Here is a 13,225-nt window from a genome sequence, read left to right as displayed (position 1 = left end):
GGTCACCCTCTTTCGTTCGGTGTGTTCGCGACGGTCTCAGGCGACAGACCCACCAAGGCGACATAACGCTCGGGATCCGTGGCCCCCTCGGTATTGATAACGAAGACGCGCGACTGTGCGGTCAATCCGAGCGCTTCCCGCAACGCCGGATCACGGGCAACCGCCAGAAGCCCGGCCAGCCCGACGCCACCGCTCTCACCGGCGACGATCGCCGGGTCAGCCCCCTTCGGGCGCGCGAGCCGGTTCATGACCGAAACGGCGTCCTCTTCATCGACGGTCATGAAGGCATCGGCCACGCGGGACAGGATACGCCAGGCAACGAGCGACGGCTCGTAGCATTCGAGCATCGCCATGATGGTCGGCTCGCCATGTGGCACCTTGACGGGTTGCCCGGCCTTGGCGCTTTCGTAAAGGCAGGCGGCCCGCGCGGGATCGACGACGACGAAATACGGACGCTCCGCTCCATAGCGCAAGGCCAGATGTCCCGCGGTGGCGGCGGCGATACCACCGACACCCGCCTGCACAAAGACATGGGTCGGCGGCTCTTTCATCTGCCGCAACGCCTCGCTGAGGAGCGCGGTATAGCCCTGCATCACCAGGCCGGGAATGTACTCGTAGCCGGGCCAGGATGTGTCGGAAACCACGGTCCAGCCATTCTCGCCGCACACCCGCGTGGCCTCGTGGACAGAATCGTCATAGGTGCCGGCCACACGAACGATCTCGGCGCCATAGTGAGCGATCGCCTCGATGCGTTTCTCGCTGACGCCCGCATGCACGAAAATTACCGATCTCGCACCGACGAGCCGGGCGCCCATGGCGACGGACCGGCCATGATTGCCATCGGTTGCGCAGCCGAAGGTCATCGCCCCGGCAATCGCCCGGACCTCGGGCTGATCGAGGTCATTGAGATCAAGGCTGCGCCCGAGACGCCGTTCCGCCTCTTCGATCACCAGACGGATCACAGCATAGGAGCCGCCAAGCGCCTTGAAGCTTCCGAGCCCCAGGCGATGGCCTTCGTCCTTGACGGAGACACCGGCAACGCCAAGCTCGCTGGCCAAGGCGGGCAAGGCATGAAGCGGCGTAGGCCGATGATCGGCGCGCCGAGCCAGTTGCGCCTCGACGTCAGCGGCGGCTGCGAGCGACAGCATATCCGCATCCTCGGACAGCAGATGGTGACCGAAATCGGCATGGGTATTGGCAAGGAACATGATGCAATCTCCGTAGACCTGCGAATATCTATTTCATCACGGACGAGAAATGCGCTCTAAATGGTCGGCACGAATGCAATTTTGTAAAGCTGATCAGGTCGTCAACGAGCGCCGTATTCCGCTTTCGGCCTGCTCCAGACACAGGAACCGACAGGCACCAGATGGCCCCTTCGAAAAAACCAAAGGTCGAACTGGATCGTTTCGACCTCGCGATCCTCGCCATTCTGCAGAAGGACAACACGACGCCGCAGCGCCAGATAGGCGAAGCGGTCAATCTATCCGCTCCGGCCGTCCAGCGGCGGATCAAGCGCATGGAGGAAACCGGCGTCATCCGCGCCAATGTCGCGCTGATCGACCCGGTCAGCGTCAACCAGGCGCTGACGATCCTGGTAGAGGTGGAGGTCGAGAGCGAGCAGATCGCCCTGCTCGACGCGGCGAAGGCGGCATTCACCGCCGCGCCCGAGGTGCAGCAATGCTACTACGTGACCGGCGATGTCGATTTCATGCTCGTCGTCATCGTGCCGACGATGGCCGACTATGAAGCCTTTACGCGGCGGATGTTCTTCGGCAATGCGAATATCAAGCGATTCCGCACCTTCGTGACGATGGACCCGGTCAAGGTCGGCCTGTCGGTGCCGATCTAGAGTGATGCCACGTGCGATCGCCGTTTAAATGGCGTTGTTCCACTACTTCGAGCCCGTGAGTGCCTTTTTCTCCGCTTCCGCATCCAGCGGCTGTCCTGCGCCGATCAATGTCAGAAAGGCGTCGACGGTTTCGAGCGACGAGGCGGGCGCGTACCCGTCTCCGCCTTCGGGCTTGGCGACGGTCAGCCGCGTCTGCCATGTCGACGTCTTCCGGCATGCCACGGAGACGAGAGCGGGCTCACCGGGCTGCGCCAACTCGTACTCGCGGCAGAGCTGGCCGGTGGCGAGTTCGAATGCCGACACCAGTCGGACCGTCCGCTGCCCTTCGCCAATCGCGATTTCTTCTCCCGAAGCCGCCTGGTCGAGGATAGCGGAGAGCATGGGATCAACAGAGCCGGCCATGCGCACCTCACCGGTGTCCGCCAACCCGCCGCCGCGAAGCAGATAGCCACCGGCACCGCCGACGACAACGAGCAGCGAAGCCGCCATCGCCATCAGGATCAGGCCACAGGCAATCAGGCTTGTCAGAAGCGCGAAGGGTGCCGCCAGAAGTGCCCAGCCGAGAACGCCCGGTGCTTCGCCGCCGCTGCGGCGAATGAAATCGGCCGCGACGAGATGCGCGCCGGCGCCCGTCAGCGATGCTGCCGCCGAAAGCAGGATCACCGAAGGGAACAACAGAGCCAGCGCCCGCGTGACACCGGGGCGGCCAATGGTTGAAGCAAGCGCGAGAAAGACGGGCATGAAGATCGCCGCCCGCGCCGAGGTCGAGGGAATGACGAAGGCGGTTGCAAAGATCGTGAGCGTCACCACCCAGAACAGCCTGTTCACATCGCGGAACCGGGCGAGCAGCAGGAAAGCCTGCCGCTCAACGAGGCCCTATGCCTGGAGCACGGCTGCAATCACCGATGCCGCCAGCATCAACCAGACGATATCATTGCCGAGCGCGCCATAGACCGCCTCCTCATCAACGGCACCCGTGACGGCAAGTGCCGCCGCCCCGGCAAGCGCGACCGGTGTCTCCGGCAGGTCGAAGACTGTCCAGCAGACGAGCGTCGTCGCAAACACCATAAGCGCCAGCCGCATCGAAAGCAGCAGTCCGTCAGCGGAAAGAAAGATCAGCACGGCCGCGAAGACCACGAGCATCGCCCCGACGAGCAGACGCACCTGGCTCACGGGCATATGGCCATCGATGCGGTCCGTTCCCGCGGCTGTCATGATGATGAGGTCCTTTTCCGAAGCGATCACCGGGCTGGCGGTCATGGCTGCGCTCCCTTGCTGGCACCGCGCTTGCGCGCAGCAACCGCGCTGCACGAAAGCCATCGGGCTGAATTTCGTTGGAGGGAAAACGGAGCGTGGCGAAGTGTATTCCCGTGCAGAAGGATCTTCTCGCCGGCCGTGCCTAGGCGGCGGACGCAGTCGAAATCGACGAGACTTGAGCGAGATCAATGCCAAGATACCTGGTCGGCGGAGACTGACGGTTGGACGATCTCTTTAGAAGAGGAGCGCCTCATGTTGATCAGAGAAATGACGCGACAGGAATGTCTCGACCTCGTCGCTGAGAACCATATCGCCCGCCTGGGCTGTACCCGAGATGGCCAACCCTATATCGTTCCCATCCAATATGCTTTGGCCGCCAACCGGCTCTACAGCTTTTCGATGCCCGGGCAGAAGATAGACTGGATGCGCGCCAATCCGCGTGTGTGCGTACAGGTCGACACGGCAACGGACCGGCAGAATTGGCGAAGCGTCGTCATCCACGGCCGCTACCAGGAACTGCCGGACACCAAGCAATGGCATCGCGAGCGCATGAATGCCTGGTCGCTTCTCGAACAGCGCATCAACTGGTGGGAACCGGGCGGCCTGAAGCCCGGTGAACAGCCGGTTGCAGGCGCATCGCCGCATCTCTTTTTCGAAATCGAGATCGACGATGTGACCGGACGTGCCGCCTCTGCCGGCTAACGATTGTCGGCGCGCAGGCAAATGCTGCGCGCCGTTCCGGGCTCTGCCGGTCAATGCGCCATGAGCACGGGGACCACGGCGTTTTCGAGCATCGAACGGGTAACGCCGCCAAAGACGCGTTCACGCATTCTGGAGTGCCCATAGGCACCCATGACGATCAGGTCGGCCGCAACATCCGATGCGAACCGATTGATCACGTCGTCGACCCGATGCCCTCCGCTCGGTAGTCTCTCGACGGAGACGGAAACGCCGTGCCGGGCGAGATAACCGGCGATATCGGCGCCCGGTTCCTCACCGTTCTTGCCATAGGCGGAACGGGGGTCGACCATCGTGACGTAGACGGTCTCGGCTCCGATCAGCAGATCGAGCGCTTCACGCACCGCGCGCGCGGCTTCCAGCCTGGAGTTCCAGGCGAGTACCACGGTCTTCGGATCAAGCCGCACGGTCTTTCCCCTGGGCATGATGAGGACTGGGCGCGCGGAGCTGAACAACGTCCCGTCGATGGTGCGGGCGCGCAGTTCCGGGTCCAGCATCAGGCCATCGCCGACCAGCGTCAGGTCGGCGTAACGCGCACGCTCGCCGATCTCGTCATCGGCCCAGGCGACCTCGGTATATTTCGTCTCGACGCCGAACGAGATGCCTTCCTTGGTGAGAACATCAACAGCTCTTTCCGCACAGGATTCGAGTTTGTCGACGTCACGCTGCCGCTCGTTCAGCCAATCAATGGAGATGGCGGCGGCATAATCGCCGATCGGCGGTGAGGCGGCGAGCTTGACGATCAACAGGGAGAGGTGGGCGTTTGCGGAAGCACAGACCTGTGCTGCCGAACGCAGATGCTCCACGGAATGATCGACACCAACGACGGCGAGAATGGTCTTGTATGTCATCGGGTTTTCTCCTGGCGACCAGAATTAGGGTCTAAATCAGCGTAGGTAGAAGCCCGTGCGGCGGCATTGATCCCCGTCAACAAAGATCGCGGACATGGGCGTATAATTCCGAAAGAGTTTTGCCCTCTCGCAGCCGCAGTCTTTCGCGGCGGCGAGAACGGGTGGGATGGGCGCATAGCGTCGCCGATGAACTGCACGACCCAGATCGTGGCCCCGTCGTCTCGACACCTTCCACGTTTGGTGATGGAGTTCGGGGAGGAAAGGCGGTCGTCACGCACTCCGGCGCGCGACGACCGGCACGTAATGCTCGAGCTCCGGTGCCGGAAACTTGAGCGTCGCGTTGATTTCCGCCGAGCGGTAGAGGCCCATCAGCATCTCGACGACGGCGAGCCCGTCCTCGAAGGTTTCGAGCGGCTTTCCGCCCTTGCGGAAGCACTCGACCATGTGGCGGTTCTCATCGGTATAGCCATAGACACCCGCCTCGTCCTCAAGCACCGGCATCAGCCCCTGCTCCGCATTCTGCTTTTCCACGAGGTCTTCGCCTTCCGACCCCTTGACCTCGCGCGACATGAAGATCTTCAGGCCGGTGCTCAGCGAATTGTACTCGAGCGCATATTCCGGCCCGAGCAGTTCAAGCTGGATGCGCAGCCCGGCGCCGACATAGGCCCAGGAGGTGGTCGCCTCGATCATCAGTTCGTTACCGTCGTGGTCTTCGAGCGTCACCGTGGCGCGGGCAAAATCTTCCGACGGCCGGTTGCGGTAGTCCACTTCGTTGCCGAAGCGCTTGCGCAATTGTTCGGCATAATTGGGCCGCGTCCATTTGAGGTTGGCGACGGTGCCGTTGACGGCCTTGATTTTCAGTGAGTTGCGCGGTGCGCCGGGCGCCGTGAGCAAGTAGCGCGCCACCTCGACGCTGTGGCACATCATGTCGGAGAGCACGCCGCCGCCCTGCTTGTCGCCCTGCCAGAACCAGGGCTCGTGCGGGCCGGAGTGTTCCTCCGCGGCGCGCGCCAGATAGGGGCGACCGGTGGTCGAGGCGGCGCGCCGCCAGATAATCTCCTTGCCGCGCAGCACCGGCGTGCAGAACACCTGGTTTTCAAGATAGCCGTGGTTGAGGCCGGCGTCCTCGGCAAGCGATAGCATCTCGCGCGCCTCGGCAACGGTGCGGGCCAGCGGCTTCTCGCAGGCGACGGCAAACACCGTGCTTCGGCCATCCTTGACCGCCTTGTGCAGCGTACGCATGACGTCGAGGCGGGTGTAATTGGGCGAGAGTATCCAGATCGCGTCAACATCATCGGCCGTCAACAGCGCCTCCAGGCTCCCATGGGTGCGGCAGGTGCCAAGACCAAGTGCGGCGACCTCCTTGGCAAATTTCTCCCGGTTTTCGGGCTTGCGGCTGAAGACGCCGGTGACCTCGACATTGCGCACACCGATCATCGATTTCAGATGGAAATGGGCGATGAAGCCCGATCCGACGAAACCCACGCGCAGCGTCTGCTTCGGTAGCTGTGTCATTCTGTTCTCCCGGTCTATCGGTTTTTGTACAAGCCGGATGCTGGCGGAATACCGCCCTCACGTTTCCTCATCCCGCTCTGGTCATTTCTTCGGCGGCGCGGTGCTGCCGCGAATGTTGAGGGCGGTCGGCAGCACGACGGCCGGTGCAGCGGCAACATCGTCGCCGGACAGGATATCGAGAAGCAGCGACATCGCCGTGCGACCGATATCGGCGCGCGGCTGGCTGACGGTCGTCAGCGGCGGATAGAAGGCCTTGCTCAGATAGAGATCGTCAAAGCCGACGACCGAAACATCGCCCGGAACATCGAGGCCGAGCCGCCTAAGCGCATGGATCGCGCCATAGGCCATCTCGTCGTTGGCGACAAAGATCGCGCTCGGCGGCTCCGCCAGATCGAAGAGCGCGGTGGCACAAGCCTCTCCGCTTTCGAGCAGGTAGTCGCCGCGCACTTCGTAACCCTCAGGGATCGGCAGACCGGCGGCTGCCATCGCGGCACGGTAACCGTCACGCCGGTGCATCGCCATCACCTCCGGCAATGGGCCGGCGATATGGGCGATGCGGCGATGCCCGAGTACGATCAAATGTTCAACCGCCGAACGCGCCGCGGCAGAATTGTCGATCTGCACATGCGGAAAGCCTGCAGTTTCGATCATTTCGAGCGCCACGACGATGGGAAGGTGAGAAACCGCGGCGCTTTCGCCCGGCTGCGGCTCCGGCAGCTTGCCGGTCATCAGGATCATGCCGTCGGCATGGCCATCGCGCAGCATGTTGAAGTATTCGACCTCGCGATCCGGATCGTTCTCGGTATTGCCCATGAGAACGGCGTAGCCGGCCGCCCGGGCCGTCGCCTCCACGCCCTTGAGGATCTCGAGATAGAAGGGGTTGCCAACATCGCGCACGACGAGCAGCACCGACATCGACCGGCGTGTCCTCAGGTTTCTTGCGCTGACGTTCGGCCGGTAGTTCAACTCGCGCGCAAGCTCGTGGATGCGCTTGCGCGTCTCGTCGGTCACTAGGCTGGAGCCGCTGAGCGCGCGGGAAACGGTCGCGACCGAGACTCCGGCCCTCTCCGCAATGTCCTTGATTTTCGGCCGCTCGCTCATGCCCGCATCGCCCGCCCACGGCCGTAGAACAACATCAGGAGCAGCAGCGTCGCGCCAAACACCATCTGGCGGCCGGATTCGTCGATATTGACCGTCGTCAGGATGCCCTGGAGGATGACGAGCAGCAGGGCGCCCGCCATGGTGCCGGTGTAACCGCCCTTGCCGCCGGCGAGCGAGGTGCCGCCAAAGACGACCGCGATGATCGAGGAGAGCATGTATTGCTCGCCGACATTAGCGAAGGACGAGCCGGAATAGCCGAGCAGGCAGAGCCCGGCGATCGCGGCAAACATGCCCGAAATCACGAACAGACCGACGCGCATGAGGCGGACCGGGACGCCGGCCATATAGGCCGCATGTTCGTTCGAGCCGATCGCATAGATGCGGTGGCCGAAGACGGTGCGGTTCAACATGAAGGCCATCAACAGGCCGATCGCGATCCAGAGCCAGATGATACCGGGAATGCCGAGCGCGAAGGGTTGCGTGACGAAGGCCGAAAGCCCCGGCGCGGCCCGACCCGAAGGGATACCCTGGCGGATGACGACGAGCAGGCCCTGCAGCACGCCGAGCATGCCAAGCGTCATGACCAGCGGCGGTATGCGCAAAAGCGTCACGCCGAGACCGTTCAAGAAGCCGAAGAACGCGCCGGCCGCCAGGCAGGCCAGCATCGCCGGCAGGATACCGCCATCGGCGCCGTTCATGACGTTGCCGGCGATGATCGCCGACAAGGAGACGACGCCGCCGACCGAAAGATCGATGCCCTCGCGGCCACCGAGAATGACGACGTTCTGGCCGGCGGCAACAATGCCGAGCAGCGAGGCGACGATCAGGAGGCGAAGGATCTGGTCGGCCGAGGCAAAGCCGGGCGAAAGGCTTTGACCGAGATAAAGCAGCGCGACGATGAGGATCAGCGCAACGACCAATGGTTGTTTGAAGAAGGTGGTAACCGCAGTCATGCACGTGCCCTCCGGCCGGCAAGCACGCCGGCCATCAACACCAGGAGAATGGCAAGGCCCTGGACGAAGTTTTGCCATTCCGAAGGCGTGCCCATGAAGAAGACCAGCGAGTTGACGAGGCCGATCGTCAGAGCGCCGAGCAGCGAACCAACCACCGTCGTCCAGCCGCCGGCGAGCGCACTGCCGCCGAGCACGACCGCCGCGACGCTGTAGAGCGTCATCTTGCCGCCGACGAGCGGATCGCCGCTGGCCGTATCGCCGGTCAGGCAGAAGGCCGCGAGCGCCGAGAAGAGGCCGCTGAGCAGGTAGCCCCTAATGCGGACAGCCACGACCGGCAGCCCCGTCTGATAGGCGGCCTGCTGGTCATCGCCGACGGCCAGCAGTTCGGTCACGATACGGGTGCGCGACAGGAGATAGAGCAGCACGGCGAGAGCCGCGAGCACGTAGAAGACGAAAGGCAGGCCGAGCAGGCGTCCGCCATAGGTGCGCCAGAAGAGCGCCGGCGCCGGCGTACCGGCGACCGGCATGACGTAGAGCGCCAGGCCCGTGAAGAAGATGCTGGTGGCGAAGGTGGCGACGATCGCCTGCAGGCGAAGGGCTGCGACGACGAGGCCGTTGACCAGGCCGCAGGCAAGGCCGATCAAGACGCCAAGCGCCAGCGCGAGCAGCACCGCACCGGCACCGCCGCCCCAGCGCTCCATCAAAACGACGATCGCCACGTTGACCAGCGACAGCGTCGCGCCGGCCGAGAGGTCGATGTCTCCGGCGGACACCACATAGGTTTGGGCGATCGCCAGCATGATCAGCGCCATATAGGTGCTGAGAAGTCCAGTCAGCGAGCGGAAGCTCAGGCTGTTCGGCGAAAAGACACCGTTGAGCGCCAGCAGTGCAACGACGATCACAAGCGCCGGCAGGAAGGGGTAGCGCTCCAGCCAGGAACGGAGGCCGCCCGTCCCGGAAGTTCGCATGTCGGTCGTTGTCGATGTCATCACGCGGCCTCGTATGCAGCCTGGTAGAGATTATAGCGGGTGCGATCGTCACCGGTCAGTTCGCGCGTCACCGAGCCGCCGTTGAAGACGAGGATCCGGTTGGCATTGCCAAGCAACTCGGCGTCCTCGGACGAATAGAGCAGGATGCCCAGCCCTTCGGCGGCAAGCTGCCGGATCAGCGCGAAGAGATCGGCCTTCGCCGAGAGGTCGATGCCCTTGGTCGGATCGTCGAGCAGCAGCACGTCGGGCCGGTCGATCAGCCAACGGGCGATGATCACCTTCTGCTGGTTGCCGCCGGAAAGCGAATTGATCGGATGGAACAGGCTCGCGAATTTCGTGTGCATCGCCTCGAGCGCCGGCATCGCCTTGTTTTTCAGGCTTGAGGGCCGCGCAATCATCAGCCGGTCGCGGAGATAGTGGATCGGCGTGACATTCTCGATGATTGGGCGGCCGCTGATGACCCCGTCACGGCCGCGGTCGCCGGAGACATAGGCGCAGCCGCGCCGGATCGCATCGCGCGGGCTCTTGGCGTCATAGCGTTCGCCGCCGATCGTCACCTCACCTGACGTCACGGCGCTTGCGCCAAAGATCGCTCTCAGCAGCGCCGACTGCCCCTGGCCGTGCAGGCCACCAAGGCCGAGGATCTCTCCCCGTGCCACCTCGAAACTGACATCGCGAAAGCCCTTGCCGGATAGATTTCGGACCGAGATCGCCGCCTTCGCCCGGGTTTCCACCACCGCTGGCGCCGAGGACCGGGCCGCCGGCATGTCGCTGGCACCGCCGACCATCAGCCGGATCACCGTTGCTGGATCGGTATCGGAGAGCTTGAGCGTCTCGATGGTCTCGCCGTCGCGGATGATCGTCACGCGATCGCCGATCGCGGTGATTTCGTCCATTCGGTGCGAGATGAAGATCACGCCGCGCCCTTGCGCCTTGAGGCCACGAAGGATTTCGAAGAAGCGATCGACCTGGGCGCGATCGAGCGCCGAGGTCGGCTCGTCGAAGATCAGGATCGGTGCTTCACTGGCGAGCGCCTTCATGATTTCGACCAGTTGCCGCTGGTCGGCCCTAAGATTGCCAACGAGCGCCTCCGCGTGGAAGCCTTCGCCGGCGACCTCGGCGAACAGCGCGATGTAACGCGCCGCCCGCGCCTTCAGCGCCCGCCGGTCGATGAAGAAGCCGGCCTTCACCGGCAGGGCGGAGAGGCAGATGTTCTCTTCGACCGAACGATGGCTGGCCAGGCTGAGTTCCTGATAGAAGATGCCGATGCCGGCAACGCGCGCGGCTTGCGGCCCGGAAATCGTCACGGGCTTGTCATTGATCAGGATCTGGCCGCCGTCGGGGCGCACGCTGCCGGCGATGACCTTGCAGAGCGTGCTCTTGCCGGAGCCGTTCGAGCCCATCAGCACATGCACCTCGCCGGCGGCGACTTCGAGATCGCCGCGGCGTAGCGCCAGCGTTGCGCCGTAAGCCTTGCTCACGCCGTTCAGTCTCAGTTTCGACATCGGCTGTCGTCCACCATTTTGGTTGCTTGCTGCACCACCTCAAGCCGCGCCTGGGCGGGCTCCGCTGCAGCTGATTTTCATGCCCGATTCGACCCTGCACTTGGGAGCCGTCGGCGGCATTGGCCGCCGGGCAACTCAGATGCGAGCTGCCCGGCGAAACCAGAGCTTACTTGAACAACGCCGTCGCGTCGTCGATCGAAAGCGCGTTGGTGTAGGAGTAATAACCCGGCTTGCCGTCGAGCTGCTTGGCGGCGTCCCCGAGGTTCTTGGAGTCGATGAACGGGATCTGCAGATAGATGGCGTTCTTGTACTGCCCCGCCGTTGCCGGCTCCTTCAGTTCCTTGCCCTGCAGCATCAGCACCGCGACGTTGAGCGCGCTCGCCATGACGCCGGGCGGGTTGACGGTTGCGCCGGAGTTCAGTTTGTCCTTCACCCAGAGGTCGATGAAGTCCTTGCGGATTTCGCCGGTGGCGGCGATCTGGCTGGTCTTGCCGGCGTCCATGATCGACTTCCAGGCGCCGGCCGCCATTCCGTCCTGCACGACGACACCGTTGATGTCGGGATAGGTCGCAAGGATGTTCTGCATCGCCTGCTGGCCTTGCGCCTGATCCCAGTTGGCGTTGACCTCGTTGACCACCTGGATATCCGGAAAGTCCTTGAAGACACTCTTGTAGCCGGCAACGCGCATCTCATTGGCGGGATGACCGGCGACGCCGTTGATCGCGACCACTTTGCCCTTGCCGCCGAGCGTATCGGCCAACCACTTGGCGCCTGCCGCACCCCAGGCCGTCTGGTCGATGCCGACATAGGTCGCGTCCGGCGAGGAAACCTCGGCGTCCGTCGCGATTACCAAAATGCCGGCTTCCTTCGCCTGGGCGAAGATCGGATCAAAGGCGGTCGGGCTGTTGGGGTTGATGATGATGGCGTTCACGCCCTCGGCGATGAAGTTGCGCACATGCGCAATCTGCCCGGGCACGTCGACATTGGCACTCTGGACCGAGACTTCGACGTCGACGCCTTTTTCCTTCCACTTCGCCGCGGCCTCCTTGGCCTCGTCGATCATCTGCGTGCGCCATTCGCTGCCGACCCAGCCGTTGGATAGGCCGATCTTGAAGGTCTCGGCATTGGCGAAAGAAGCGGAAATGGCAATAGTTGCGACAGCGCCAAGCGCCGCAGCGATAAATTTCTTCATAAGATCCTCCCAAATCTTGCGAAACCTATCAAGCCAGAAAATGTAATCGATTTCAATGGGAGTTTTCAGCGAATTTTGCGGGGCTTTCAATTTCAACGGCGAACCGGGATCTGGAGTGATTGATAGCGGCAAGGGCCAAAAACCCGCCTCGCCCGAAGTGGTGCGAGCGGTGGGCAATAGCGCTTGGCTCCCCCTTCCCGCTGTGCAACAGCTGGGGCAGAGGCGACGACGATTCGTCGTGACGCCAGCTGGAATGAAATGCAGGAATGAAGCCATGACATGAAGGCGCTGCGGGACTGATCCCGATTGCCGCCGGGGCCGCGGCCGGGCCGTTGCTCAAATCGCAACACTTCGTTGCTTGCCGGCCGGCTAGCCGCAATTTGCCCTCTCCCCCTACTGTGAGATCTGGGCAAAGAACAACAACTGGCTCCCAACCAGAGGAGAACATCATGACCGGAAAAACCGGAGCCGCCTCGGGCGCGCTCTATCTGCACATCCTTGTGCTGGCGATCGTCATCGTCTCCGAGCTGATCGGCATTCAACGCCTTCCGATCGGCATCGGCACCGTCATCTTCCTGCCGATCCTCTACGCTTTCGCGCTCGGCATCCTCGTCAATCCCGCCATTTTCAAGGCGAGCGCCAAGTTCCTGTCGCGCGATGCGGTCAAGCTTTCCGGCGCGATGATCACCGTCGCCATCATGCCGTTCATCGCCAAGTTCGGAACGACCGTCGGCCCGCAGATCTCCAAGATCATCGAGGCCGGCCCGGCGCTGGTGCTCCAGGAGCTCGGCAATCTCGGCACGATTCTCGTCGCCTTCCCGGTCGCGGTATTCCTGCTCAAGATGGGCCGCGAGGCCGTCGGCGCCACCTATTCGATCGACCGTGAACCGAACCTCGCGCTGATCGCCGACAAGTACGGCCTTAATTCGCCGGAAGGTGCGGGCGCCATGGGCGTCTATGCCACCGGTACGCTGATCGGCACCTTCGTCTTTGCCATCATGCCGCCGATCGTCCAAGGCCTTGGCATCTTCGACGTGCGCGCACTCGCCATGTCCTGCGGCGTCGGCTCCGGCTCGATGCTGGCGGCCTGCACCGGCGGACTCGTCGCTGCCGTGCCGGACCAGAAAGACATCATTCTCGCACTCGCCGCCGCCAGCAACATCCTGACCTATGCCACCGGCCTCTATGTTGGCATGTTCGTCGCTCTGCCCTTGACCGAGTGGCTCTACAACAAGGCTCGGCCGTCCGAGCGTCGCGCTCAAGCCTGATCGG

13 protein-coding genes are annotated in these 13,225 nt (G+C 63.3%); 3 read left to right on the top strand and 10 right to left on the bottom strand.

Annotated elements, in window-relative coordinates; genetic code table 11:
- Nucleotides 1–2: 2 nt before the first annotated feature.
- A complete protein-coding gene (locus AC3WWH_RS10310; RefSeq protein WP_058322927.1) occupies nucleotides 3–1,208 on the bottom strand; it encodes a diaminopropionate ammonia-lyase in 1,206 nt (401 codons plus the stop codon).
- A gap of 161 nt (nucleotides 1,209–1,369) precedes the next feature.
- Between AC3WWH_RS10310 and AC3WWH_RS10305 the strand changes: the two genes are divergently transcribed.
- Nucleotides 1,370–1,852, top strand: coding sequence for an Lrp/AsnC family transcriptional regulator (locus tag AC3WWH_RS10305; RefSeq protein WP_058322926.1), 483 nt, complete (start codon nucleotides 1,370–1,372; stop codon nucleotides 1,850–1,852).
- A 42-nt stretch (nucleotides 1,853–1,894) separates the two neighbouring features.
- Here the strand turns inward: AC3WWH_RS10305 and AC3WWH_RS10300 are convergent, their stop codons facing one another.
- Complete coding sequence (locus tag AC3WWH_RS10300) at nucleotides 1,895–2,680, bottom strand: transporter permease (protein WP_058322925.1); 786 nt, start codon at nucleotides 2,678–2,680, stop codon at nucleotides 1,895–1,897.
- 48 nt (nucleotides 2,681–2,728) lie between these two features.
- Nucleotides 2,729–3,112, bottom strand: coding sequence for a hypothetical protein (locus AC3WWH_RS10295; RefSeq protein WP_058322924.1), 384 nt, complete (start codon nucleotides 3,110–3,112; stop codon nucleotides 2,729–2,731).
- Between the two features lie 249 nt (nucleotides 3,113–3,361).
- Here AC3WWH_RS10295 and AC3WWH_RS10290 point away from each other — a divergent pair, with 249 nt between their 5' ends.
- Entirely contained in the window at nucleotides 3,362–3,811 is a 450-nt protein-coding gene (locus AC3WWH_RS10290; protein ID WP_057251770.1) for a pyridoxamine 5'-phosphate oxidase family protein, read from the top strand.
- 50 nt (nucleotides 3,812–3,861) lie between these two features.
- Here AC3WWH_RS10290 and AC3WWH_RS10285 read toward each other — a convergent pair whose 3' ends face one another.
- The 7 genes from AC3WWH_RS10285 to AC3WWH_RS10255 all read right to left on the bottom strand — a co-directional run bounded on the left by AC3WWH_RS10285 (nucleotide 3,862) and on the right by AC3WWH_RS10255 (nucleotide 11,953).
- Nucleotides 3,862–4,698, bottom strand: a complete 837-nt coding sequence (locus AC3WWH_RS10285; protein WP_058322923.1) for a universal stress protein — start codon at nucleotides 4,696–4,698, stop codon at nucleotides 3,862–3,864.
- Between the two features lie 270 nt (nucleotides 4,699–4,968).
- Nucleotides 4,969–6,213, bottom strand: coding sequence for a Gfo/Idh/MocA family protein (locus AC3WWH_RS10280; RefSeq protein WP_113398607.1), 1,245 nt, complete (start codon nucleotides 6,211–6,213; stop codon nucleotides 4,969–4,971).
- 81 nt (nucleotides 6,214–6,294) lie between these two features.
- Nucleotides 6,295–7,314 (bottom strand): LacI family DNA-binding transcriptional regulator, encoded by a 1,020-nt coding sequence (locus tag AC3WWH_RS10275; RefSeq protein ID WP_492376974.1) that lies wholly within the window; start codon nucleotides 7,312–7,314, stop codon nucleotides 6,295–6,297.
- Nucleotides 7,311–8,267 carry an ABC transporter permease gene (locus tag AC3WWH_RS10270; RefSeq protein ID WP_058322921.1) on the bottom strand — a complete coding sequence of 319 codons (957 nt, stop codon included), beginning with the start codon at nucleotides 8,265–8,267 and terminating at the stop codon, nucleotides 7,311–7,313. Before AC3WWH_RS10270 ends, AC3WWH_RS10275 begins: the two co-directional genes overlap by 4 nt.
- Nucleotides 8,264–9,256: an ABC transporter permease gene (locus AC3WWH_RS10265; RefSeq protein WP_492376973.1), complete on the bottom strand. Its 993-nt coding sequence runs from the start codon at nucleotides 9,254–9,256 to the stop codon at nucleotides 8,264–8,266. The genes AC3WWH_RS10270 and AC3WWH_RS10265 overlap by 4 nt, the downstream gene beginning before the upstream one ends.
- A complete protein-coding gene (locus tag AC3WWH_RS10260) occupies nucleotides 9,256–10,761 on the bottom strand; it encodes a sugar ABC transporter ATP-binding protein (protein WP_058322919.1) in 1,506 nt (501 codons plus the stop codon). Before AC3WWH_RS10260 ends, AC3WWH_RS10265 begins: the two co-directional genes overlap by 1 nt.
- 166 nt (nucleotides 10,762–10,927) lie before the next feature.
- The gene (locus tag AC3WWH_RS10255; protein WP_492376972.1) at nucleotides 10,928–11,953 is read right to left on the bottom strand and encodes an ABC transporter substrate-binding protein; all 1,026 of its coding nucleotides are present in this window, start codon (nucleotides 11,951–11,953) and stop codon (nucleotides 10,928–10,930) included.
- A gap of 449 nt (nucleotides 11,954–12,402) precedes the next feature.
- Here AC3WWH_RS10255 and AC3WWH_RS10250 point away from each other — a divergent pair, with 449 nt between their 5' ends.
- Nucleotides 12,403–13,221, top strand: a complete 819-nt coding sequence (locus AC3WWH_RS10250; protein ID WP_058322917.1) for a DUF3100 domain-containing protein — start codon at nucleotides 12,403–12,405, stop codon at nucleotides 13,219–13,221.
- The last annotated feature ends 4 nt before the right edge of the window (nucleotides 13,222–13,225 follow it).

Source organism: Ensifer sp. EB106-03-01-XG145 (assembly GCF_058792075.1).
This window is presented reverse-complemented; position numbering and strand designations above follow the sequence as displayed.

What these genes read in the sequence shown, in the direction of transcription:
- AC3WWH_RS10310 (WP_058322927.1), bottom strand. Translation starts at nt 1,208, where the DNA reads ATGTTCCTTGCCAATACCCATGCCGATTTCGGTCACCATCTGCTGTCC.
- AC3WWH_RS10270 (WP_058322921.1), bottom strand. Translation starts at nt 8,267, where the DNA reads ATGACTGCGGTTACCACCTTCTTCAAACAACCATTGGTCGTTGCGCTG.
- AC3WWH_RS10275 (WP_492376974.1), bottom strand. Translation starts at nt 7,314, where the DNA reads ATGAGCGAGCGGCCGAAAATCAAGGACATTGCGGAGAGGGCCGGAGTC.
- AC3WWH_RS10290 (WP_057251770.1), top strand. Translation starts at nt 3,362, where the DNA reads ATGTTGATCAGAGAAATGACGCGACAGGAATGTCTCGACCTCGTCGCT.
- AC3WWH_RS10265 (WP_492376973.1), bottom strand. Translation starts at nt 9,256, where the DNA reads ATGACATCGACAACGACCGACATGCGAACTTCCGGGACGGGCGGCCTC.
- AC3WWH_RS10280 (WP_113398607.1), bottom strand. Translation starts at nt 6,213, where the DNA reads ATGACACAGCTACCGAAGCAGACGCTGCGCGTGGGTTTCGTCGGATCG.
- AC3WWH_RS10295 (WP_058322924.1), bottom strand. Translation starts at nt 3,112, where the DNA reads ATGACCGCCAGCCCGGTGATCGCTTCGGAAAAGGACCTCATCATCATG.
- AC3WWH_RS10255 (WP_492376972.1), bottom strand. Translation starts at nt 11,953, where the DNA reads ATGAAGAAATTTATCGCTGCGGCGCTTGGCGCTGTCGCAACTATTGCC.
- AC3WWH_RS10260 (WP_058322919.1), bottom strand. Translation starts at nt 10,761, where the DNA reads ATGTCGAAACTGAGACTGAACGGCGTGAGCAAGGCTTACGGCGCAACG.
- AC3WWH_RS10285 (WP_058322923.1), bottom strand. Translation starts at nt 4,698, where the DNA reads ATGACATACAAGACCATTCTCGCCGTCGTTGGTGTCGATCATTCCGTG.
- AC3WWH_RS10305 (WP_058322926.1), top strand. Translation starts at nt 1,370, where the DNA reads ATGGCCCCTTCGAAAAAACCAAAGGTCGAACTGGATCGTTTCGACCTC.
- AC3WWH_RS10250 (WP_058322917.1), top strand. Translation starts at nt 12,403, where the DNA reads ATGACCGGAAAAACCGGAGCCGCCTCGGGCGCGCTCTATCTGCACATC.